The organism is Enterococcus sp. AZ088 (genome assembly GCF_051714845.1).
Classification (GTDB): domain Bacteria; phylum Bacillota; class Bacilli; order Lactobacillales; family Enterococcaceae; genus Enterococcus; species Enterococcus faecalis.
This window is the reverse complement of sequence record NZ_JBIOSQ010000001.1, coordinates 712,305-733,066: the sequence shown is the minus strand read 5'-3', so window position 1 is coordinate 733,066 and position 20,762 is coordinate 712,305. Positions and strand designations below refer to the sequence as shown.

Annotated in this window: 28 protein-coding genes, 1 tRNA gene, 1 pseudogene and 1 other annotated feature; of the genes and pseudogenes, 3 read left to right on the top strand and 27 right to left on the bottom strand. The window is 37.3% G+C overall.

The window, feature by feature from the left end:
- Positions 1-115: 115 nt before the first annotated feature.
- From IGL17_RS03590 to IGL17_RS03550, 9 genes are all read right to left on the bottom strand, one after another.
- Entirely contained in the window at positions 116-931 is an 816-nt protein-coding gene (locus IGL17_RS03590) for a TlyA family rRNA (cytidine-2'-O)-methyltransferase (RefSeq protein ID WP_002364633.1), read from the bottom strand.
- Between the two features lie 13 nt (positions 932-944).
- Positions 945-1,826: a polyprenyl synthetase family protein gene (locus IGL17_RS03585; protein ID WP_002379200.1), complete on the bottom strand. Its 882-nt coding sequence runs from the start codon at positions 1,824-1,826 to the stop codon at positions 945-947.
- On the bottom strand, positions 1,826-2,056 hold the full coding sequence (locus tag IGL17_RS03580; protein WP_002355878.1) for an exodeoxyribonuclease VII small subunit: 231 nt from the start codon (positions 2,054-2,056) through the stop codon (positions 1,826-1,828). The genes IGL17_RS03585 and IGL17_RS03580 overlap by 1 nt, the downstream gene beginning before the upstream one ends.
- A 1-nt stretch (position 2,057) precedes the next feature.
- Positions 2,058-3,404, bottom strand: coding sequence for an exodeoxyribonuclease VII large subunit (gene xseA / locus IGL17_RS03575; protein WP_002355877.1), 1,347 nt, complete (start codon positions 3,402-3,404; stop codon positions 2,058-2,060).
- A 9-nt stretch (positions 3,405-3,413) separates the two neighbouring features.
- Complete coding sequence (locus IGL17_RS03570; RefSeq protein WP_002355876.1) at positions 3,414-4,259, bottom strand: bifunctional methylenetetrahydrofolate dehydrogenase/methenyltetrahydrofolate cyclohydrolase; 846 nt, start codon at positions 4,257-4,259, stop codon at positions 3,414-3,416.
- A gap of 103 nt (positions 4,260-4,362) precedes the next feature.
- Positions 4,363-4,815, bottom strand: a complete 453-nt coding sequence (gene nusB, locus IGL17_RS03565; protein ID WP_002355875.1) for a transcription antitermination factor NusB — start codon at positions 4,813-4,815, stop codon at positions 4,363-4,365.
- Positions 4,808-5,239 (bottom strand): Asp23/Gls24 family envelope stress response protein, encoded by a 432-nt coding sequence (locus IGL17_RS03560; protein WP_002355874.1) that lies wholly within the window; start codon positions 5,237-5,239, stop codon positions 4,808-4,810. The genes nusB and IGL17_RS03560 overlap by 8 nt, the downstream gene beginning before the upstream one ends.
- Positions 5,240-5,571: 332 nt before the next feature.
- Positions 5,572-5,892: a MazG nucleotide pyrophosphohydrolase domain-containing protein gene (locus IGL17_RS03555; RefSeq protein WP_002355872.1), complete on the bottom strand. Its 321-nt coding sequence runs from the start codon at positions 5,890-5,892 to the stop codon at positions 5,572-5,574.
- Between the two features lie 13 nt (positions 5,893-5,905).
- A complete protein-coding gene (locus IGL17_RS03550; protein WP_025193354.1) occupies positions 5,906-6,970 on the bottom strand; it encodes a M24 family metallopeptidase in 1,065 nt (354 codons plus the stop codon).
- A gap of 171 nt (positions 6,971-7,141) precedes the next feature.
- Between IGL17_RS03550 and IGL17_RS03545 the strand changes: the two genes are divergently transcribed.
- On the top strand, positions 7,142-7,957 hold the full coding sequence (locus IGL17_RS03545; RefSeq protein WP_002363393.1) for a metallophosphoesterase: 816 nt from the start codon (positions 7,142-7,144) through the stop codon (positions 7,955-7,957).
- Positions 7,958-8,027: 70 nt separating this feature from the next.
- Here the strand turns inward: IGL17_RS03545 and psiE are convergent, their stop codons facing one another.
- From psiE to rplU, 4 genes are all read right to left on the bottom strand, one after another.
- Entirely contained in the window at positions 8,028-8,480 is a 453-nt protein-coding gene (gene psiE / locus IGL17_RS03540; protein ID WP_002355869.1) for a phosphate-starvation-inducible protein PsiE, read from the bottom strand.
- 195 nt (positions 8,481-8,675) lie between these two features.
- Entirely contained in the window at positions 8,676-8,963 is a 288-nt protein-coding gene (rpmA, locus tag IGL17_RS03535; RefSeq protein ID WP_002355868.1) for a 50S ribosomal protein L27, read from the bottom strand.
- Positions 8,964-8,975: 12 nt separating this feature from the next.
- Positions 8,976-9,320, bottom strand: coding sequence for a ribosomal-processing cysteine protease Prp (locus IGL17_RS03530; RefSeq protein ID WP_002355867.1), 345 nt, complete (start codon positions 9,318-9,320; stop codon positions 8,976-8,978).
- Positions 9,321-9,352: 32 nt separating this feature from the next.
- Positions 9,353-9,661: a 50S ribosomal protein L21 gene (gene rplU / locus IGL17_RS03525; protein ID WP_002355866.1), complete on the bottom strand. Its 309-nt coding sequence runs from the start codon at positions 9,659-9,661 to the stop codon at positions 9,353-9,355.
- Positions 9,662-9,680: 19 nt separating this feature from the next.
- Positions 9,681-9,756, bottom strand: a sequence feature (ribosomal protein L21 leader region).
- A gap of 172 nt (positions 9,757-9,928) precedes the next feature.
- Here rplU and IGL17_RS03520 point away from each other — a divergent pair.
- A tRNA-Arg gene (locus IGL17_RS03520) sits at positions 9,929-10,002 on the top strand.
- 49 nt (positions 10,003-10,051) lie between these two features.
- Here the strand turns inward: IGL17_RS03520 and IGL17_RS03515 are convergent.
- From IGL17_RS03515 to IGL17_RS03460, 12 genes and pseudogenes are all read right to left on the bottom strand, one after another.
- The gene (locus IGL17_RS03515) at positions 10,052-10,357 is read right to left on the bottom strand and encodes a hypothetical protein (RefSeq protein WP_016617981.1); all 306 of its coding nucleotides are present in this window, start codon (positions 10,355-10,357) and stop codon (positions 10,052-10,054) included.
- Positions 10,358-10,364: 7 nt separating this feature from the next.
- Positions 10,365-10,649 carry a hypothetical protein gene (locus tag IGL17_RS03510; protein ID WP_016617980.1) on the bottom strand — a complete coding sequence of 95 codons (285 nt, stop codon included), beginning with the start codon at positions 10,647-10,649 and terminating at the stop codon, positions 10,365-10,367.
- A gap of 19 nt (positions 10,650-10,668) precedes the next feature.
- Complete coding sequence (locus IGL17_RS03505; RefSeq protein ID WP_016617979.1) at positions 10,669-12,225, bottom strand: cutinase family protein; 1,557 nt, start codon at positions 12,223-12,225, stop codon at positions 10,669-10,671.
- A complete protein-coding gene (locus IGL17_RS03500; protein WP_078126798.1) occupies positions 12,212-12,610 on the bottom strand; it encodes a hypothetical protein in 399 nt (132 codons plus the stop codon). The genes IGL17_RS03505 and IGL17_RS03500 overlap by 14 nt, the downstream gene beginning before the upstream one ends.
- Before the next feature lie 35 nt (positions 12,611-12,645).
- Entirely contained in the window at positions 12,646-12,861 is a 216-nt protein-coding gene (locus tag IGL17_RS03495) for a hypothetical protein (protein WP_029679792.1), read from the bottom strand.
- A gap of 45 nt (positions 12,862-12,906) precedes the next feature.
- Positions 12,907-13,290: a hypothetical protein gene (locus IGL17_RS03490; RefSeq protein ID WP_016617977.1), complete on the bottom strand. Its 384-nt coding sequence runs from the start codon at positions 13,288-13,290 to the stop codon at positions 12,907-12,909.
- An 81-nt stretch (positions 13,291-13,371) separates the two neighbouring features.
- Positions 13,372-13,647 (bottom strand): annotated as a pseudogene (locus IGL17_RS03485) (hypothetical protein); the annotation flags it as partial.
- Positions 13,648-13,659: 12 nt separating this feature from the next.
- Positions 13,660-14,025 carry a hypothetical protein gene (locus tag IGL17_RS03480; protein WP_002388829.1) on the bottom strand — a complete coding sequence of 122 codons (366 nt, stop codon included), beginning with the start codon at positions 14,023-14,025 and terminating at the stop codon, positions 13,660-13,662.
- 305 nt (positions 14,026-14,330) lie between these two features.
- A complete protein-coding gene (locus IGL17_RS03475; protein WP_002355856.1) occupies positions 14,331-14,762 on the bottom strand; it encodes a VOC family protein in 432 nt (143 codons plus the stop codon).
- Positions 14,763-14,906: 144 nt separating this feature from the next.
- Positions 14,907-15,224 (bottom strand): nucleotide pyrophosphohydrolase, encoded by a 318-nt coding sequence (locus tag IGL17_RS03470; protein ID WP_002403727.1) that lies wholly within the window; start codon positions 15,222-15,224, stop codon positions 14,907-14,909.
- Positions 15,217-15,516: a hypothetical protein gene (locus IGL17_RS03465; protein ID WP_002358867.1), complete on the bottom strand. Its 300-nt coding sequence runs from the start codon at positions 15,514-15,516 to the stop codon at positions 15,217-15,219. Before IGL17_RS03465 ends, IGL17_RS03470 begins: the two co-directional genes overlap by 8 nt.
- On the bottom strand, positions 15,497-16,459 hold the full coding sequence (locus tag IGL17_RS03460; RefSeq protein WP_010828632.1) for a helix-turn-helix domain-containing protein: 963 nt from the start codon (positions 16,457-16,459) through the stop codon (positions 15,497-15,499). Before IGL17_RS03460 ends, IGL17_RS03465 begins: the two co-directional genes overlap by 20 nt.
- A gap of 126 nt (positions 16,460-16,585) precedes the next feature.
- Here IGL17_RS03460 and proC point away from each other — a divergent pair, with 126 nt between their 5' ends.
- Positions 16,586-17,401: a pyrroline-5-carboxylate reductase gene (gene proC / locus IGL17_RS03455; protein WP_002355848.1), complete on the top strand. Its 816-nt coding sequence runs from the start codon at positions 16,586-16,588 to the stop codon at positions 17,399-17,401.
- A 59-nt stretch (positions 17,402-17,460) separates the two neighbouring features.
- Here proC and mapP read toward each other — a convergent pair whose 3' ends face one another.
- Positions 17,461-18,285, bottom strand: coding sequence for a maltose 6'-phosphate phosphatase (gene mapP, locus IGL17_RS03450; RefSeq protein WP_002397929.1), 825 nt, complete (start codon positions 18,283-18,285; stop codon positions 17,461-17,463).
- A 65-nt stretch (positions 18,286-18,350) separates the two neighbouring features.
- Positions 18,351-20,519, bottom strand: coding sequence for a PTS transporter subunit IIBC (locus tag IGL17_RS03445; RefSeq protein WP_016617975.1), 2,169 nt, complete (start codon positions 20,517-20,519; stop codon positions 18,351-18,353).
- Between the last annotated feature and the right edge of the window lie 243 nt (positions 20,520-20,762).

The window sequence follows — 20,762 nt, the reverse complement described above, 5'->3', positions numbered from 1 at the left end:
ACTCTTGCCCTCATCATAGCTTATTTTTATGCATTTTAAAAGATGAATTACTAGATTTATACAAAAAAGAAGCTTTCACCTATAGGCGTCCACTTCTTTCTTCTAACTTTTCTCATCATTCCGCTAATTTTTGATGCGCATGCGCGACAACTTCTTCAATGGATTCTGGCGCTTGATAGGATCCTTCCCCTTCAACAGAAACTAAATGTGCCAAAAATTCAATGTTTCCTTCGCCACCAGTGATTGGTGAAAAATCTAAGTTTTTCACATCATAACCGTTATTCATGGCAAAGCGTGTAATTTCCTCCACAACCATTTGATGGGTTTCTGGATCACGCACGATTCCTTTTTTCCCAACAAACTCTTTGCCAGCTTCGAATTGTGGCTTAATTAACGCCACCACACTACCGCCTTTTTTCAAAATATCATGAAGAGGTGGCAAAATTAAGCGTAATGAAATAAAGGAAACATCAATCGTTGCAATATCCGGCACCCCTTCAGTGAAATCTTCAGGTTTACTATAGCGAAAATTGGTACGTTCCATTACCACCACGCGTTCATCTTGCCGAATTTTCCATGCTAGTTGGTTATAGCCAACATCTAAAGCGTAACTCAAACGAGCCCCATTTTGTAAAGCAACATCGGTAAAACCACCTGTGGAGGAACCAATATCTAACATTGTTTTGCCTTGAACGTTGATTGCAAAAACATTTAGTGCCTTCTCTAGTTTTAAGCCCCCACGAGAAACATAAGGCATTACTTGGCCCTTAGTATGTAAGGGTGTCTCCACAGAAATTTTTTCCCCTGGTTTATCTAAACGTTCATTTTTATCATTGTAAACCAAACCAGCCATCACACTACGTTTGGCTTTTTCTCGTGTTTCAAATAGTCCTTGATTAAACGCCAAGACATCGACGCGTTCTTTTTTCATAAGTGCCTTCTTTCTATCTCAATTGTAACTGAGTTAACAAGTTTGCTAAATGTTCTTCTGAAAAGTTGGGAACATTTGCTTTGATTTTTTCTAAAACAGCGCTACCTTCTGCTAATTGATGTGTTAGCGCATCTTTCGCGCCAGCAATCCCTAGAAGAGCTGGATACGTACTTTTATTCAACGCTTCATCTCGGCCTACTTTTTTACCTAAATCTGCTTCTGTACTTGTGGCATCTAATAAGTCATCACGAATTTGAAAAGCCAAGCCATAGTGATGCGCAAACTGTGTCAGTAAACCAATGACTTCTTCTGTTTGATTGGCTAATACGCCCCCAGCAATTAAGGCGAATTCAATTAGCGCTCCGGTTTTCTTTTCATGAACAGCCGCTAACTCTTCTAAAGTCAAGCTGACTTTTTCTCCTTCAATATCACCCATTTGGCCGGAAACCATGCCTTGATTCCCCGCTGCCTTTGCCAGTTGTTGCATCAGTAAAACTTTTTCACTTAAGCCTAATTGACTCAAAGAAAGCAACTGAAATGCACCTGTTAATAAGCCGTCCCCTGCTAAAATGGCAGTCGCTTCACCAAACACTTTATGATTGGTTGGTTTGCCACGACGTAAATCATCATCGTCCATTGCTGGTAAATCATCATGAATTAATGAATACGTATGAATCATCTCTAAAGAGGCAGCCACTTGATAGTCTTGTGTTTCCATCTCTTTTTGAAAAGCGGCCACTGTTGTTAACACTAATAGCGGGCGTAATCGTTTGCCACCTGCGTGTATTGAGTAGAGCATTGCTTCTTTCAAACGCTCATTTTCAGTATATTCTGCGATAAAATCGACCATGACTTTTTCAACCAACGGTAAATGCTGTTGACTAAAATTCGTCATTACGCTTCCTCGCTCTCTTCAAAAACAATTTCTTCATTGTTTTCTGTCATCATTTTCGTTAAAGTTTTTTCCGCTTTTTCCAATGTATCTTGACATTGTTTACTTAATGCCATGCCCTCTTGAAAGGCAGCTAAGGCTTCTTCCAAAGGAACATCTCCTCGTTCTAAGCGCTGAACGATTTCTTCTAAGGCATTTAATGATTCTTCAAACGTTTTTTCTTTTGCTGGCATGTTAAAACTCCTCTTTTTTCGCTGTTATTGTTTCGACGTTTGCTTGAACTGTACCGTCAGCATAATGAATCGTTAATTGATCTGCTGGCTGTAACTCGGTAACAGTTTTAACGACACGGTCCTCTTTTGTAGTATAACTATATCCTCGACCCATAATTTTGAGTGGGCTGAGTAAGTCTAGTTGTTGAACAGCAGACGTGAATTGCTTTTGTTTGTTTAGGAACAATTGTGTCATTTGTGTTTGCAAGTTTCGTTGTAAAAATGCCAATTGTTGCTGACTTTCTCTTAATTGTCCCTTTGGTGTCTGTTGTTGCAATTGAGCGATAATTCCTTGGGCTTGACGTTGTTTTTGGTGATGAATTGTTGTCATTGCTTGGAAAAGACGTTGCGTCATTCGATCTAATTTAATCGTTTGACCTTCATAAAGTCGCTCAGGTTGCTTAAACACATAAGAATTTTGTAGTCGTTGGAAACGTTCTGTTCGTTGTTGTAAGAGATATAAAAAGCTTTGTTCTAAACGACTACGCCGTTCACTAATTCTTAATAGTTCTTCATTTAAAACTGGTACCGCTAGTTCCGCTGCTGCCGTTGGCGTTGCTGCACGAACATCTGCTACCATATCGGCAATTGTCACATCTGTTTCGTGACCAACCGATGAAATAATCGGTGTGGTGGCAGCATGAATGGCTCGAGCCACTTTTTCTTCATTAAATGGCCATAAATCCTCGATTGAACCACCGCCACGGCCGATGATCATCGTATCAAAATCGCCTTGCGCATCGGCTCGCTGAATGTTCCGCACAATGTCATCCGCCGCCTGCTCGCCTTGGACCAAGGTTGGAAAAAGGACCAGTTGTGCAATCGGATACCGTCTTTTGACTGTCGTAATGATATCCCGAATAACAGCACCACTAGGACTTGTAACCACAGCGATTCGTTTGGGATAACGAGGCAACTGTTGTTTAGGCCCTTCAAAAAGTCCTTCTTTTCCTAGTTTTTCTCTTAATTCTGCCAATGCTTGATAAAGTGCACCTACACCATCTGGTTCCATATGTTCAATATAAATTTGATAGGAGCCGCTGTTTTCATAAAGCGAAATACGCCCCACCACCATGACTTTCATGCCTTCTTTTGGTTGAAACTTCAATTTTTGAAAGGCTGATTTAAACATAATTGCAGAAATCTTCGCATGATCATCTTTTAAACTGAAGTACTGATGCGCGTTCGCTCGGAAGCGAAAGTTCGAAATTTCACCTGTTAAATAGACACGTCCTAAGTAAGGGTCTGCATCAAATTTACGTTTTAAATACTTCGTTAAGGCTGTTACTGTTAAATACTGTTGCGTCATTTTTTCACCTTACTTTTGTTTTTTTGCTGCCTCGACTGTTTGATACATTAACATGGTAATCGTCATTGGGCCAACACCTTTGGGAACCGGCGTGATATAGCTTGCAATTTCAGAAACTTCATCGAATGCTACATCACCAATCAGTTTTCCTTCTTGATTGCGATTCATGCCCACATCAATCACTACCGCACCTGGTTTCACGAACTCTTTGGTGACAAAATGCCCGCGTCCAATTGCTACAACTAAAATATCCGCTTCTTTTGCAACTTCTGCTAAATGTTCAGTTTTAGAATGGGCAATCGTCACGGTCGCATTTTTCATTAACAATAATTGTGCCATTGGCTTGCCAACAATATTGCTTCGACCAATAACCACCGCACGTTTACCTGTTAAATCAATATCATAAGCTTCAAACATCTTCATAATTCCATACGGCGTGCAAGGAATCATTTCAGGTTTGCCTACAAACAAACGGCCTAAATTCATTGGATGGAACCCATCTACATCTTTTTTGGGATCAATCGCTAATAAAATCTTTTCTTCATCAATATGTTTTGGCAAAGGTAGTTGTACAAGAATGCCATGAAAGCGTGAATCTTGATTATATTTGTCAATCTCAGCCAATAATTCTTCTTCTGAAATAGTTTCTGGCAGTTTTTCGACCTTTGACAGAATGCCAATTTTGGCTGCTGCACGTTCTTTATTTCTCACATACGTTTGGCTGGCAGGATTTTCCCCAACTAATAAAACAACTAATCCTGGTTGGATGCCTTGTTGTGTCATCTTTTCTACATCTTTTTGAATCTCTGCTTGCATTTGATCTGCTAATTCACGACCGTTAATTACTGTACTCATTCCTTCGCTCCCTCTATTGTTTCTTTACTTCTTTAATAGTATTTATTTTAGCATATAACCCAGTATCTTAACACCAGTTAGATAGTAAAAAAAGATTCAGAGCTTACGCCTCTGAATCAATTTCTTTCATTACATTTGATAACACACCATTAACAAATTTACGTGAACGGTCGTCGCTGTATTTTTTACTTAACTCAACGGCTTCATTTAATGCCACAATGTTTGGCACATCTGAAACGTATAGCATTTCAAAAATAGCTAAACGTAAAATAACAATATCTATTTTTGCTAAGCGTTGCATAGACCAGTTATTACCTAAATGGTTCGTAATCACTTCGTCTAGTTCTGCTTTGCGGCTACACACACCGCCGACAAGTAAATCTAAATACGTAGGGACTAGGTCTTCGCCATCTTCACTGACGATTTCCCGATTATCATAAGCCAATGCATAATCAATGGCATCTTGTTTGGTTAAATCAGCATTAAAATCTAAAGGAAAAAGGGCTTGGAGCGCTTTTTCACGAATCTCGTGACGGGTTAATTCTGTTTTACTCATTCTCTTCTCCATCTTCATCTTCTGGGAATAATTCATTTAAGTCTGGTTGAGGGATTTTTTCAGGTACTACCGCTACAACATGAATATTCACTTCAACTAAATCAATATCTGTCATAAATAAGACTTGTTGTTTCACACGGTCTTGCATTTCTAACGCAACTTTTGGTACAGAAACACCGTAGTTCAAGTAACAATAGATATCGACTTTTAAGCCTTCTTCTTCTGTTCGTAAATATACACCTTTGCCGTGTGCTGCACGGCCTAATAATTCATTCACATTATTGGCAAACGTGCCGCGCATCCCATAAACGCCCTCTACTTTTGAAGCAGCGATTCCGATAATTACTTCAATGACTTCAGGAGCGATCACGATTTCTCCTAAAGAATCGTTTGCATTGATTACAAGATTTTTTTCTTCTGACATTTGGTTGTCCTCCTTATCTATTACGCACAAAATCGTTAAATAAACGATTTATTTGATGAATCACTAAGTCTCTTAAGGATTCTCTTTTAAGCAACGGATGATTCTTAAAAATTAAAACAACACTGGTTTCTTCAGTTAGTTGTGAAAGAACGTCCAAATTTTGCTTATCAATACTCGTTCTTAGTTTATCATTAATTAGCCTATTTCGCTACCAGAAAAGCTAAGTTCTGACTAAAAGAACAGATAATTTCTTGTCATAAATTTCTAATTCAAGCCTTTAGACGTAAAAATAAGAAAGACCAAGTAATTTTGGCTTTCTTATTTTTACATCTTTATTCTTCAGGATAACGTTCCATTAGTTTCGTCCGATGCTTTTGCATAATCATTTCTAAAGAGATGTCATATTTATCGGCTAAAATAAATAAATTATCCAACACATCGCCTAACTCTTCCGTTAAATTTTCCAGATTCTCTTCATCCGCCAAAACTGTTTCATCCGGTCGATCACGGCCAATTTCAATTGTCCGAATGGCCCGACAAACTTCGCCGACTTCTTCTGTTAAAAAGTTGGAACGAATAAACGGATCATATTGATACCAGTTACGTTTTTTATAAAACGCACTAATAAACCGCTGATACTCTTGGATATCCATGTTCTCCCAACCTTTATAAAATGATTAATTCTTTTGGCGCATGTGTTAATACACGATTACCTTCAGCAGTAATTAATAAATCGTCCTCAATACGCACGCCACCAATTCCTGGCAAATAAATTCCAGGTTCGTCCGTAATCACATTCCCTGGTACAAACTGTTTATCTGCTCGGAATGAAACATTTGGTCTTTCATGAATTTCTAACCCAATGCCATGACCAGTGCTGTGACCAAACGCATCGCCATAGCCATAGGAAGCAATATGATCCCGTGCAATCGCATCTAATTGAATGCCCGTCAACCCAGGTTTAGCTTCTGCTAACACTTTTAATTGTGCTTCTAAAACAATGTCATAAATTTCTTTTAGTTTTGGCTGAATACTACCAATAGCGAATGTCCGTGTCATATCAGAAACATAGCCTTCATAATAACAACCGAAATCTAAAGTGATTAACTCACCTTTTTCGATGACTTTATGGCTAGCAACGCCATGTGGCATCGCTGAACGTAGACCGCTGGCCACAATTGTCTCAAAAGAAACACCACTGGCTCCTTTTGAACGCATGAAGAAATCTAATTGATTAGCCACTTCAATCTCTGTCATTCCAGGTTTAATCATCTCTAAGACAAAGGCAAATCCTTGATCCGCGATGGCACACGCTTTTTCAATAATCGCTACTTCTTCTTCATCTTTCACTTCTCTTAATTCTTCAATCAAACCCATTACAGGAACTAATTCACATGGTAAAATTTCTTCCAATAAGCTATAATCAGCGAAACTAACTTGCGTTTCTTCAAAAGCTAAATTATCTAATTGCAAACGTTCAGCTAAATCTGCTACTTCGTCAAAAATATGTCCTGTGTTTTTAACGATAGTAAAACCAGTTGCTTGTTCCGCAGCTTGTTCCGTATAACGAAAATCCGTTACAAAAAAAGCTTTATCTAATGTAATCATTGCCAAGCCTGTTGTCCCAGTAAAATTGGTTAAATAACGTAAATTATACGGACTTGTCACTAAAAATCCTTGTAAATTATTTTCTTTCATTAACTCCCGTAGCTTTTCGACTCTTGCCATCATTGGTTCGACCTTCTTTCTTTTTTCTCATTTTTCATTATAGCAAATTTACTTCAGAAAAGCATGAATCACCAAAAAACTTCATCGAGAAAGTTTACTGAAAATTTTACCTTTCCTTATTTTTTGCTTAACACTTTTGTAGTAAACTACTTTAGCGACTTCAAGGAGGAAATTATGAACGTTTATTTATTTCTGGCACTATTTTTCATTATTATCGGCATTTTAAGCTATAGTTTTTTTATTGAACCTAAATGCTTAGTCATACACAAAAATCAAATTAAAGTAACAGAATCAGGGAAAACCTTACGGATTGTTCAACTCTCTGATATTCATTTAAAAAAGAATTATTCTGTGAAGGCCTTAAAACAGATTGTTGAAAAAACAAATACATTACAACCAGACATAGTCGTTTTTACAGGAGACTTATTTGATGATTATGCCCGTTTCGGTATCGAAATTCAGGATGAAGTGAGTCAACTTTTCCGTAAAATTAACGCCCCATATGGCAAATTCGCTATTTATGGCAACCACGAGTATAGCGGGTTAGATACCAATTTTTACGAAACAATCTTAGAAGCTGCCGACTTTACCGTACTAAAAAACACGGGCAAATTACTGCCTGTCTCACACCGCATCTCCTTGTACGTCGCTGGTTTAGAAGATTCGTTATATGGACAAACCGACTTAGCTGCAGCTTTAGTCAACCGCCCTACTGGAACGCCCACTCTGCTACTAACCCATGAGCCAGATGTCGCAGACTCAGCAGTCAACAAAAACATTGACCTCATTTTAGCAGGACATAGTCACGGCGGACAGATTCGCTTGCCTTTTTTCACTTACAAAAATCAGCTTGCTAAAAAATATACACATGGGCTTTATCATTTAGAAGATGAAACGCCGCTAATTGTTCACCCAGGAATCGGAACCACTAAAATCAGCGCACGCTTTGGTGTCTTACCAACAATTGAACTGATTGAGTTAACTATTTAACTATGCATTAAAAAGACCGCCCCACGTTAGAGAAAAATTCTCACGTTGGACGGTCTTTGATTATGTTCGATTAATGATGAAAATCTTGCTCGTGATCTTCTTCTACTTTCGCTTTTCCTAGCGTATAAAATTTGCTGCCATTTAACCCGAGAATAAATAGCACAACCACTAGTAAAAGAATTGATAAAGATAACAATAAGGTCTGCAAGCCATCGCCATGTGCAACCATTAATTGACGTAAAATTGCGGTTAAACAAATTAAAATCAAATAACGAATCGGAATATGGTGTCCTTCTTGAATATAGCGAAGAATCATCATAATAAACTCAAATAACATAAAGAATGAAATAATTTCTTGCATGATAACTGAAAAATTATCCGGCGTCATTGGCTTCATGAGATATGTAGCGAGGTCAACTAAATAACTAGCCATAAATACTAATAAGAAAACTCCTAAAATCCCTAATACAATATCCAAAATCAAATTCACGTACTTCTTTACTACACTAAAATTCTTCTGCATAATACCCTTCTTTCTTTTGACTCAATTATTTTATAACATGCTTGTTATTACATTAAATATATCATCAATTAACCTTGTCAGACAAGCAGTTAAACCCAATGTGAGATTTTTTTTATTTTGAGATGTTTCTTTACGGCTAACCCTTTATGCAAGACAAAAAAAAGCTGAATCCGCAGATTCAGCTTTTTAATCGTATTAGTTAGCTACTGGATAAACTGATACTTGTTTTTTGTCGCGGCCTTTACGTTCGAAACGTACCACACCGTCAACTTTTGCAAATAACGTATCGTCGCCACCGATTCCAACGTTCACACCTGGATAAATTTTAGTTCCGCGTTGACGGTATAAAATTGAACCACCTGTAACTGTTTGGCCATCAGCACTTTTAGCGCCTAATCGTTTAGATTCAGAGTCACGGCCGTTTGATGTAGAACCGCCACCTTTTTTATGGGCAAATAATTGTAAATTCATAGTCAATAACATAGTTTGCACCTCCTATTTCTCAGTGATTGTTTTTATTTGAATAAATTCAGTATTTTCGTTCTCTATTGATTGTAAACCTAATAAAAGATTTTCTAATAGAATTTGGGCAATATTTTTTTGTTCCTGATTGACAGTTGTTAACATCTCGACATAAAGGTAGCCACCTTCTACATCGTCAACTTCGACAATCGGTTCAAAACCTGCTAAGGCATCAATCCCATTGACTGTGCTAATTGCTAAGGCAGAAACTGCCGCGCAAACCACATCGCTGCCATAAGGACCTGCTTCAGCATGCCCGGTTAATTCGAATGAAACGATTCGGCCGGAGCCTGTTCGTTTAAAAGAACCTTTAATCATTGATAGGCCTTCTTTCCTGTCAACAAGAGAGATTAAGCGTTGATTGCTTCGATCATAACTTTTGTATACGGTTGACGGTGACCTTGTTTACGGTGAGAGTGTTTTTTAGGTTTGTATTGGAAAGTCACGACTTTCTTTTGTTTGCCGTGTTTTTCAACAGTTCCTTCAACAGTTGCGCCTGCAACAGTTGGCGCACCAACTTTTGTAGATTCGCCACCTACTAAGATAACTTCGTCAAAAACAACTTTCTCGCCAGCCTCAACGTTTAATTTTTCAACGTAGATTGCTTGACCTACTTCAACTTTCACTTGTTTACCACCAGTTTTGATAATTGCGTACATGCTATACAGCACCTCCTTCTTCTAGACTTAGACTCGCCATCCCAAGTGATGATTACTCATGCTTAAAAACTTGTTCTGTGCGGTTGTAGCTGTGGAGACCACAATTACAACACTAACTATAATAACAGAACCAGAAAACCTCGTCAATATAAACTCTCTATTTTCTTCACTTTCTCTCTCCAAAAAAACTTCTTCTGTTATTTAAATTTCCGATTGACTTTCTAACACTACTTCCATTATAATTAGCTTTGTTGTGTTACAACTATTGTCATAGTAGCTCAGCAGGATAGAGCATCCGCCTTCTAAGCGGACGGTCGGGGGTTCGAATCCCTCCTGTGACGTAACAGACTGACAAAGACAGCGTTACCTTTAGAGGTGACGCTGTTTTTTTTAGAGTTTATCCAATTCTTTTCGATATGTTCTCGTCCATTCACGTTCTTTTTCCTCTAATTGTTGTCTATAACGATTTCCTTCTTGATGTATCAGATGATCACTTTGTTCCATTGCATGGTAAAATTGCTGTTTGTGCCATTGATCATTTTTCGTTAAATAATTGACTTTATCTACCAATTGTCCAGTTTCTCTTCTAAAGTTTACTAATTGATTACTCAGCACTTCTTGTTGGCGGTGAATTTTATTTTTTTCTTCATAATATTGTTCTTCTAAATATTGCCGTTTTCTTCGCTGTTCATCCATTTGTCGGTCACTCTCCCTTGACAGGTGTTTTTAAATTTGGTCTCTGGCTTCCTTTTAAAAATTTTCCTGCTGATTCTGCACTTTTCCCCTGCAAAGCTCCGTTCAAGGCATTAGGTAGGGCGCTATTTGTTTGTTGAAACATGGCTTCTGAAAGTTCTGTCAAACTTGCGGTTGTGTTTTGTTTGGTTGTAGCAATTCGTGTTTTTTTAGCAGTAATTACTGTCTGGATTGCTACTCGTTCACGAGCTTTTTGTTCTATTTCTAATTTTTCTTGAAATTCTCTTTCATCCATAGGAAAACCCTTTCATTTATTATTTTTGAAATAAACTACTTCTTGCTTGTTGATCGTATGCTTGAATATTTTTAGCAACAGTTGTTAATTTTCCGCTAAAATCAGTTAATTTTTGCTTGTATTGCTTGGCTTGGTTGCTAGTATTTGTTGCTTCAGCGCTATCCCAAAGACGACTTTTTTCGTAAGGAGCAATCATTGCTTGGACTTCTGCATAGGATAGATACTGTCGGATATTCATTGCACTTTCACGAATTTCCTTTGAAACTGTCTGGACTTCATCTTCTGCTTCTTGGAGGATATTTTTCACAAGTAGTTCGTATTCTTTTCCAGCTTGCTGCGCTTGTTTTGCAACTAGTTCTGCTAATTCACTACGTAATTCAATCTTTTGACTACCTGAAGCACTGGCTAAACTTTTCTGAATACGACTCACTTTCCCTTGCCATTGGCTGGCAATTTTTGCTTCATGAATGATTTTTTCATATTCTTTGATGATTTTCTGGCGATTTTCTTCAGATAGCAGACTTAACAAAAATTGGAGACTGTTTTTAGCTAAGGATTCACCTGAAGCATCCATGATTTTCCCTAAATATTTATCAATAAGTTTGGAAACTTTTACTCCTGCCGCAAAAATATAGCCATGTTCCTTTAGATTGGCTTCTTTGGGCGTACCATCAGGATTTAATTGATACTGACCAAAATCATGACTAGAACCGTATTTGTCCGTCAGATCAAAAGTAGTGGTGAACGTTTTCGGTAATAGATAATGCACCCGACCAATTTCATCTACCCCTTTTTTATTTCGATTCAACATGGAGACAATATCAAACGCATTCACATAATAATCGATTTTCCCTTGTTCTTCTAATTGTTGAAGATTTTCCTGAGCTTGTTGAGACATTTTATTAATGCTTTCTCGCGCATCAGGGCCTTGAAACAATACTACTTTATCAATTTTAGCAAGATCGGCTTGGGGGAGATTGGCCACCGCTTGAATAGAAATCATGGTTCCTAAAGAATGACCTGTAATCGACATAGTCGCATTTGGGGCTTTAGCACTCATCTCCATTATCTTTTGATGCATGGCTTCATTGGCTAATTTTGCTTGAGGCAAATAGGCATTAAATAACGTAAAGGAACCATTATTATTGACCCAGTCATTCAAATTATTCCCTGACCAACCTTTTTTCACGTCCATTGAAACGCCGTCACTACCGCGAGTGGCAAAATATGTATGCTGCGTTTTTGGACTCAAGGTCGGCGTATCTGTTACATAATAAGAATTATAGCCAGCTTTCTCATCTGTTAATAACCCTTTTTTATAAACCGTTTCCCTACCTACCCAGTTTTTTTCTTTGATTGTTTTTATAGCGTTGTCGGGTTGGAGATAGACAGTACTGGCGTCATTTCCATGGGCGTCTTTGGCGTTGGGAAAATGGAATTTGACATATCTTCCTTCCTCAAACCTTATTCTCTGTTTCTTTGTAAGAAAATCATTGCTAAAATTTATAGGTCTCTTAATATATGAAGCTTCTGATAAACTCACATACAAGTTATAATAATTATCAAGATTTTTCATGGATAGCTTCTCCTTGTTTCCAATTTACTAAAAATAGTCCTTTTATTTCATCCAGTTTTTTTACATCTACGTCAATCACTAGAGAATAGGTATCTGTTTCTAAATCATCTTTACTTTTTATTTCAACACGTAATGATAGATTTTCTTTTGTAAATACGCTACTAGATGACTTTTCTGTAGTATCCCAAAGATAATTTATATTCTTAATATTTGATGATTTCGATTTTACATACTTTGTCATTTCTTCTTCATGCTCTTTTAAAAAAGCAATTTGTCTTTCTTTTTCTGTTGGTTCGTTCATTTTTTTCACTCCAATCATTCCAATTATGGCTACTGATATTACTGCGATTAAGATACCAAATTTTATTTGCTTTCTATTTTTCACTTTTTCACCTCCTTATTATGTATAGAAAAGAGTTTCTATATGCTTTTTCCGATTTGAATTGTTTTTACAGTATTATCAGGTTGGAGATAGACCGTGCTAGCATCATTTCCATAGGCGTCTTTGGCGTTGGGGAAATGGAATGTAGCATGTTCATTTATCTTAAGATCTTCTTTTTGAACTTGTGTCAATTTAGCAAACATCAACCCTTCTTTTCGACCGATGTATGCTCCTTGATCTAAATCAGCATAAATATTAGTATACTTTTCTAAATTTGCCGTTAAATTTCATCTCCTTAACTATGCAATATTTTTTATCTCAGTCGGATTTTTTACATTATCTGGAAGCACATATATTTCAAACCCATCTAATTTTTTACCAGTACCATCAAAAATAGATACTTCAACAGCTATAGTTTTTGGGCTAAAAGCCATACTTCGAACTTCAATCACTGATTGCCAACTATAGGTTACTTCTTTAACATCATATTGTTTTAAAAGTACATATTCACTTTCATACTTTACATACTCCGTCATTTCCTCTTCATGCTTTTTCAAAAAAGCAATTTGTTTTTCTTTTTCTGTTGGTTCGTTCATTTTTTTCACTCCAATCGTACCGATTATGGCTATTGCTATTATTGTTGCGATTAATATACCAAATTTTATCCGCTTTTTGTTTTTCACTTTTTCACCTCCTTAATATGTATGGGGAAGAGTTGCTATGTGATTTTTTCTATTTTGATTGTTTTTGATTGACTTTTCCTATGTTGATAATCCTTTTTTATAAACCGTTTCCCTACATACCCAGTTTTTTTCTTTGATTGTTTTTACAGTGTTGTCTGGTTGGAGGTAGACAGTACTGGCGTCATTTCCGTGGGCGTCTTTGGCGTTGGAAAAATGGAATGTAGCATATTTTTTTATCTCCATTTCTTTCAATTGATTATCGTCAAGTTTAGCTAACGATTTAGACTGAGGTCGCCCTTTATACGAAGCTTGGGATAAATTGGCATAAACATTATAATAATTTACTAAATCACTCATATATATTCTCCTTTAATTTATGTTACTAATTTTCTTAGGATCTCTCACATTGTCTACAAAAATATTAATCCAAAAACCATTTATTTTTATATTTCTTCCGTCATAAATATTGGTTTTAATTGTTAAAAATTCTTTTGTAAATGCCATGCCTTTATCTGATTTAACCGTATTCCAAAGGTACTCAACACTGGCCACTTTATCTAACTCTGATTGTTTAATATACTCCGTCATTTCCTCTTCATGCTTTTCCAAAAAAGCAATTTGTCTTTCTTTTTCTGTTGGTTCGTTCATTTTTTTCACTCCAATCGTGCCGATTATGGCTATTGCTATTATTGTTGCGATTAAGATACCAAATTTTATCCGCTTTTTGTTTTTCATTCATTTAGTCTCCCTTTGTATCTACATACAAGAATTAATCTTTCGCTTTCTCCTTTTATTCCATTGTTTTATCGAGATTTTTACAGCCAGTTTTTCTTTGTTTACAGTTTATCAAAAATCAATCTGGCATTTTCTCAATTTTTTTAACGTTAGAGTAATTATTAGAGAATAATGCTGTATTTCTATGACACACTGACTTTCTATCTCCAATTTTTTACTGTCTTGTTGATCACTACAGGATCATTAGTATTTTACTTCTATTGTAAAGTAAAAAAGTGGTACTCATCTCTGAGCACCACTCCTTACTACATTTCTTTTTCTAAAATTTCTGTTCGCTCTTCAAAATTTAGTTCTTGGTTAATTTGATGTACCATCCACATGTAACCAAATGGATCAACAAATAACGAATTTTGAATAGCTCCTTCCATCATTTCTGTAACTGGTTGCATCTCAATGCACTTATTTGCTAAGGCTTTTTTATGAGTTTGCACAATATCTGCTACCGTGATATTGAACCAAATTGTATTGGGATGTTCTGAATCTGGTGCTTTTAAACCAAATTCTTCATTAGCATCTAACATATGGAACCGAGTATCATATAAGTTAAACACTACTTCATTCCTTCCAACAGGATACTTTGTCGCTTCAACTACATGGACCTCAAAGATTTCTTTATATAAAGCTAATGCCTTTAAACTATCACTAACAATAAAATCAATTTCTGTGCCTGTAATCATTGATTGTTCCTCCTTAAAATTTTTTGCAGCAGAAAACTACTTTTTATTTCTGTTTTCCGCAAACCCTTCAGAATTTCTTAATACTGGCTATTTTCCACTTCATTATTCTTTTTTAGAAGTTCTTCGATTCATTTGTTTCAACACTTATTTTTCTGGCACTGGATATTTCACCGCATTTTTCTTCAACTTTTCTTCGATAATTTCGTCCAAATCAAACCCTAAATTATCAGCCATCATGTAGGAGTAAATGAGAACATCAGCCAATTCTTCTTTGATTCGTTCTTCTTGTTTGATGCCTTCTTCTGCTGTTTTCCATTGAAAAAGTTCTAACAATTCTGCCGCTTCTAAACAAATTGAGAGCGCCAAATCTTTTTCATTATGGTGGGGGCGCCAATTTCTTTCATCACGAAATTGATTAATTTTTGCCATTGTATCCATCTGTTCCCCTGCTTTCTTATTCATTTGATGGCAACTGAAACCCATCGAACGTTTCACCATCATAGTATTTTAATAACTGTTCTGTAGACAATAATGAGGAGGTTATTTCTTCCTCTTCAACAACTGCTTGATTCTCTTCTCTATACAACAAATAAGCCTGTAAAAGCTGTTGGTAGAGTTTTTTTCGTGAAGAGGCTTCCGCTGAAAGAAACGTTAATTCTTTTAAGTGTCCGCGATAGACAGGCAAATCATCAACGAATTCGATTGGTAATTCTACTACAGTTAACTGAAATTCTTCAAAGACTTCTTCGTACATCTGCCATTCCCTCTTTCTGTCGATATTGTTTTGGGGTCATGCCCATTTCTTCTTTAAAACGTTTATAAAAAAAGGCTTTGTCTTGATAGCCGATTCGTTCAACAATCGTTTGAATCGATAAATCTGTTTGCTTCAAGTAGTTTTTCGCCAATTGGATTCGGTAGGCTAAGACAATTTCCGTAAACGTTTTGTTTGTTTTGTCTTTTAAAAAATTCGATAAGTAATTCGGATGAAAATGAAATTTAGCGGCGACTTCTGCTAAAGTGACATGCGCAATCTGTTGCTCAATATACGCTAAAATCACCTCAACACGTTGATGATTCGACAAATAATTATCTTGCATCTTTAAAGCTTCTCTAGGCAGTTGACCTAGTTCCACCACTAGCAAAACAAAGGCCGCTTTGGTCACTTTATTATTAAAATAGGCCATTTTCACAATTTGTTTCAGTAATAATAGCGAATAGACGTGAACATCCGAATTTGGTTGGCTAGCAAAAACGAAATATCGAGGAATGTTTTCAAATTCACTGCTAGCAATTTCTGTAAAAAAACGATACATGACTGGTTCTTCCGCCAGCTGGTTTAAGAGCGTATCAAGAAAATAGTGCTTTTTAAAATAAAATATAATCATAGACATTCCTTGCCCCTGATAGCTAACCGAGGTGGCCTCATTGACAATCATGACTTGGCCAGCCGAAAACGAACACCTTTGTTGATCCAAATAAGCATTGCCATCTTGCTCTAAACAATAGAGCATCCGAATAAATCCTTTCGGAACGTCAATTGTTTCCGAAGATGCCAGCATAAAGCCCGCAATTTCTCGATGTGGATTTTCCTTAAATTGCGCTACTTCATTCTCAAGAGCATTGGTAGTGGTTAAATAACAATCTAAGGTCTCTAAAAACTGATAAAATGCTGCATATTGCTCTTCTTTGCTTGCCAATTAATCACCTCATAATCCAACACTTTTTACTTTACTCCCTCTATTTTTTTCTTTGGCGTTTCCTTCTATACTAGATACATGGTAACACGAAAAAAGAGATTCAACAGTTTTTAGGAGGAATTTTTTATGAAAATTAGTTTTATCGGTGCTGGAAATATGGCATCCGCCATTGCCAAAGGTGCGCTAAAAAAGCAATTTATTGCCGCAGAAAACCTTTATTTTTATGATATTCAAGTCGAAAAAACCGCCGCTTTTGCACAAGAAATTGGTGCACACGCGGTTGCTTCACCACAAGAAGCCATTGCAGTAGCTGACTTAGTTATTTTAGCGGTGAAACCGCAATTCGTTCAAGCAGCTTTACTTGAAGCAAAAGAAGCAATTTTAGACAAGCAACCGTTAATTGTTTCCATTGCAGCAGGTACGACTATTGCAGAATTGTATCAACTGTTTGAGACTACCCAACCGCTTCGCCTTGTTCGTGTGATGCCCAATATGAATGCGTTGATTGGCGCGGGTGCAGCAGCTGTCTGTGGTAACGCTTTTGCATCCCCTGAAGACATCCAGACTGTTTTATCGTTGTTTCGAGCAGTTGGCCAAGCCTGGGAATTAGAGGAACAGTATTTTTCGATTTTTACTGCTATTGCAGGTAGCACTCCTGCGTATGCTTTCTTATTTATTGATTCGATTGCCCGAGCAGCCGTTAAAAATGGTATGAATAAAGAGTTGGCCTTAGAAATTGCCACACAAGCTGTACTAGGCAGCGCTCAAACTTTGGCAAATAGCACAGAGAATCCTTGGACTTTAATCGACCAAGTCAGTTCTCCTGGTGGAACCACGGTTGCTGGGATTGTCGAATTAGAAAACAATGCGTTTATTTCAACAGTCATCAAAGGGATTGAGGCCACCATCCTTCGGGATCAAGAATTAGCCAAACAAGACTGAGAAGAATAGTTACATGAGCGAATAAATAAGAAAAAGCGCTGAAAATTCAGCGCTTTTTCTTATTTTAGTTGAATGAGTAAGCCAAAATGATCACTGACTATCGGTGTTTTCCTACCATCAAAAATTACTTCATATTTTTGTACGTGCCACTGTTTTGGAACAAATGCGTAGTCAATCCGCAAGGCTGCTTCATTTTCTTCCCAGCCATCTATTTTTTTCTCTACTGTCGCTTCACCGCTTGTCTCTTCCGCTACAACAAATGCATCTTGAATCGGCAAGTAACTATTTTCCACTAATTGATAGCCAGTTGTACCAGCTGGGTTGTTTAAATCGCCTAAAATGACTAACGGTTGTTGCCCCGTCGCTAAGTATTTCTCTAATTGTAGCCATTCATAGGCAAAACCTGTACAGGGTGTTTCCCACCAAGAAAAGTGACCAGAGACAACAGTAAGCGTACCTTTTGAACTCTCTGTCTCCGCTACTAAGATTTTTCTTGTTCGATAATTCGTTGGTTCTTGGCTTTCTGAAATAAGGAGAGCTTCACTAGTCAACGGACATTTCGAAAGTAGTGCGTTCCCTTCTTCATAAATAGCATAACCAATGTGGCTCATTTCCCAACTCCAATAATAGTGTTGGCCTTTTTCAGCTAGATATTGAACGATTAGATATGCAAAATTATCTTCATGGACCGGTGTTTGGGTCGCTACGGGACAAAAAGTAGTTAACTGTTCTAACGGCACTTTCTTGGAAGCGACTTTCTGATTCACTTCTTGTAAGGCAATTATTTCACTTTCAGAAGATAAAATCACCTTGGCAATCTCCTCTAATTTTTTTAACGGTTCTTCTTCTAACCAGCTATGAGTATTGATTGTTAAAAGATTCATCTTTTCCCCTTCTCTTACATGTTATTAGGTCGGGCACAATTATTGATTGTGCCCGACCTAATCATTTAAATTTCAATCTGTCCGATCACAGTTCCCGCAGTGGTGGTTCCTAGTTGATGAATAACTACTTGTTCCACTTTCTCGCTGTTTGTAAAGGCGACAATAATCGTTGTTTCTTTGCCAGCTTGTTCAATCACATCCAAGTTCATTTTAGCTAGTTTCGTCCCAGCTTTCAATGATTGTCCTTCTTTAACAAAAGATTCAAAAGCAGGAGTTACCATTTCAACTGTATCAATCCCCATATGGACAAGTACTTCGATGCCTTCTTCTGTTTGTAGCCCAATCGCATGTTTGCTTGGGAAAACACTTAGAACTTTCCCCGAAATTGGTGCCACCACCTCTCCTTCTAGAGGCTTAACTGCAAATCCATCCCCCATCATTTTTTGTGAAAAGACAGGATCATTGACTTGCGCCATTGGAATAACTTCCCCTGTCGCCACAGCCACGAAATCTTTTTTCTTGCCTAAGAAATTCGTTGCCGGCACTCCTGTTGTACTTTCTGCTATAACTGGTTCTGGAATGTCAACGCCGGAAGCTAGTAAATCTTCAATATCGGATTTTAAAACATCGGCTTTTGGTCCATAAACGGCTTGAACGCCATTATCTTTCACAATCAAGCCCATTGCGCCTGCCCGTTTCCACGCCTCTTCCGAACCGACTTTTTCTCGATCCTTTACACTGACACGTAAGCGTGTCATACACGCATCAACTTCTTTGATATTTTGTTTACCACCAAGTAAGTAGACAATTTGCGCGATTTGCTGATCGACGACGTCTGAACCAGCCGCGCCAGATGCGATTTCTTCGCCGTTATCATTGTCATAGTTTCCATTTCTTCCAGGTGTTGCGTAATTAAATTTTTTAATTAAGAAATTCGCTAAGAAATAAGTGACAACACCAAAAATGATGACCATTAAAACAAAATTGATTAAATCGCCACCTAAACCAGCTTTTATTGCTAGCGGTGTTCTTGTTAACAATTCAATATTTCCAAACGAATGCACACGCAATGGTAAAATATCAGCCATTGCAAAAGCAGCACCTTGGATCACCGCATAAATTACATAAAGCGGCACTGCAGCAAACATAAACATGAATTCTAACGGCTCTGTCACACCAGTTAAGAAAACAGCTAAAGCAGCAGAAAAATACATTGATTTATATTTAGCTTTTTTATCTGCATCGACATTACGATACATCGCCAAAGCCATCCCCATTAAAATCCCTGAAGAACCAATCATTTGGCCTACTTTGAATCGAGCTGGTGTCCAATTTTCTAAGACAAACTGATACTTGCTCATATCACCAGCGCCTTTAAGATTCACTAAATCTGTTGCCCAAGCCAACCATAAAGGATCTTGACCAAAGACTTGGGTTCCAGCTTGTGCGCCAGATAAAATTTCATACGTTCCACCTAATTGTGTATAGTTGATTGGAATCGTCAACATATGATGTAACCCAAAAGGTAATAACAAACGTTCCAACGTTCCATATAAGAATGGCGCTAAAATAGGTGCACTATCTTGAGATTGCGCAATCCATAACCCAAAATTATTAATTCCCGCTTGAATATTTGGCCAAATAAGTGCTAATGCAATTGAGACAATTGTTGACCATAAAATAACGACAAATGGGACAAACCGTTTACCATTAAAAAATGATAGCGCATCTGGTAATTTCCGATAATTGTAATACTTGTTGTAAGCCATCGCACCGACAAAACCAGCAATAATCCCTACAAAAACACCCATATTTAATGCCGGGGCTTCTAAGACACTTGTAAAGAATCCCTTCACCATAATCTTCGTGCCAAATAAGGTATGCGTGAAAGCTTGTTCATCTGCCAACATTTCATTTGTTACACCAAAAATGGCTCCAGTAATACGGTTGATTAAAACAAAAGAAATCCCCGCTGCAAATGCTCCACCTGCACGATCTTTGGCCCAACTGCCACCTATTGCTAACGCAAATAGTAAATGTAAGTTGCCAATAATTGCCCAACCGATACTCTCTAGAACTCCGCCTGTTGTTACTAACAAGCCTAAATTAGGATCGATTAAAGGAAGCGATTTCCCAATACTAATCATTAAACCCGCTGCGGGCATTACTGCCACAACGACCATTAAAGCTTTCCCGAATTTTTGCCAAAACTCAAAACTAAACATTTTTTTCATTCCTGCCACTCCTTACGCAATCGGTTTCGTTATGTTGCCATTATATACTCCTGTTTCCTTTTTGTAAATGCTTTAATTTCAAAAATATTGTGGAAAACAACTCCCTACTACTTAATCCTTTTTTATTTTGTCTTTTAATAAAGCAAATAAAGCTCCTTCTATCCTACCTTTGTTTCAGCTTTTATTCATAAGATTACACTTTTTAAGCATTGACTATTGACTAATGCAATCGGTTGCGTTTAT

What these genes read in the sequence shown, in the direction of transcription:
- IGL17_RS03505 (WP_016617979.1), bottom strand. Translation starts at nt 12,225, where the DNA reads ATGAAAAATCTTGATAATTATTATAACTTGTATGTGAGTTTATCAGAA.
- IGL17_RS03585 (WP_002379200.1), bottom strand. Translation starts at nt 1,826, where the DNA reads ATGACGAATTTTAGTCAACAGCATTTACCGTTGGTTGAAAAAGTCATG.
- psiE (WP_002355869.1), bottom strand. Translation starts at nt 8,480, where the DNA reads ATGCAGAAGAATTTTAGTGTAGTAAAGAAGTACGTGAATTTGATTTTG.
- IGL17_RS03560 (WP_002355874.1), bottom strand. Translation starts at nt 5,239, where the DNA reads ATGTCAGAAGAAAAAAATCTTGTAATCAATGCAAACGATTCTTTAGGA.
- IGL17_RS03555 (WP_002355872.1), bottom strand. Translation starts at nt 5,892, where the DNA reads ATGGATATCCAAGAGTATCAGCGGTTTATTAGTGCGTTTTATAAAAAA.
- rplU (WP_002355866.1), bottom strand. Translation starts at nt 9,661, where the DNA reads ATGTACGCAATTATCAAAACTGGTGGTAAACAAGTGAAAGTTGAAGTA.
- rpmA (WP_002355868.1), bottom strand. Translation starts at nt 8,963, where the DNA reads ATGTTATTGACTATGAATTTACAATTATTTGCCCATAAAAAAGGTGGC.
- IGL17_RS03550 (WP_025193354.1), bottom strand. Translation starts at nt 6,970, where the DNA reads ATGATGGCAAGAGTCGAAAAGCTACGGGAGTTAATGAAAGAAAATAAT.
- IGL17_RS03475 (WP_002355856.1), bottom strand. Translation starts at nt 14,762, where the DNA reads ATGATTACAGGCACAGAAATTGATTTTATTGTTAGTGATAGTTTAAAG.
- IGL17_RS03445 (WP_016617975.1), bottom strand. Translation starts at nt 20,519, where the DNA reads ATGAAAAAAATGTTTAGTTTTGAGTTTTGGCAAAAATTCGGGAAAGCT.
- IGL17_RS03580 (WP_002355878.1), bottom strand. Translation starts at nt 2,056, where the DNA reads ATGCCAGCAAAAGAAAAAACGTTTGAAGAATCATTAAATGCCTTAGAA.
- IGL17_RS03590 (WP_002364633.1), bottom strand. Translation starts at nt 931, where the DNA reads ATGAAAAAAGAACGCGTCGATGTCTTGGCGTTTAATCAAGGACTATTT.
- nusB (WP_002355875.1), bottom strand. Translation starts at nt 4,815, where the DNA reads ATGAGTAAAACAGAATTAACCCGTCACGAGATTCGTGAAAAAGCGCTC.
- IGL17_RS03465 (WP_002358867.1), bottom strand. Translation starts at nt 15,516, where the DNA reads ATGTACGAAGAAGTCTTTGAAGAATTTCAGTTAACTGTAGTAGAATTA.
- IGL17_RS03510 (WP_016617980.1), bottom strand. Translation starts at nt 10,649, where the DNA reads ATGGATGAAAGAGAATTTCAAGAAAAATTAGAAATAGAACAAAAAGCT.
- IGL17_RS03470 (WP_002403727.1), bottom strand. Translation starts at nt 15,224, where the DNA reads ATGAATAAGAAAGCAGGGGAACAGATGGATACAATGGCAAAAATTAAT.
- IGL17_RS03545 (WP_002363393.1), top strand. Translation starts at nt 7,142, where the DNA reads ATGAACGTTTATTTATTTCTGGCACTATTTTTCATTATTATCGGCATT.
- mapP (WP_002397929.1), bottom strand. Translation starts at nt 18,285, where the DNA reads ATGAATCTTTTAACAATCAATACTCATAGCTGGTTAGAAGAAGAACCG.
- proC (WP_002355848.1), top strand. Translation starts at nt 16,586, where the DNA reads ATGAAAATTAGTTTTATCGGTGCTGGAAATATGGCATCCGCCATTGCC.
- IGL17_RS03530 (WP_002355867.1), bottom strand. Translation starts at nt 9,320, where the DNA reads ATGATTAAAGGTTCTTTTAAACGAACAGGCTCCGGCCGAATCGTTTCA.
- IGL17_RS03480 (WP_002388829.1), bottom strand. Translation starts at nt 14,025, where the DNA reads ATGAAAAACAAAAAGCGGATAAAATTTGGTATCTTAATCGCAACAATA.
- xseA (WP_002355877.1), bottom strand. Translation starts at nt 3,404, where the DNA reads ATGACGCAACAGTATTTAACAGTAACAGCCTTAACGAAGTATTTAAAA.
- IGL17_RS03570 (WP_002355876.1), bottom strand. Translation starts at nt 4,259, where the DNA reads ATGAGTACAGTAATTAACGGTCGTGAATTAGCAGATCAAATGCAAGCA.
- IGL17_RS03515 (WP_016617981.1), bottom strand. Translation starts at nt 10,357, where the DNA reads ATGGATGAACAGCGAAGAAAACGGCAATATTTAGAAGAACAATATTAT.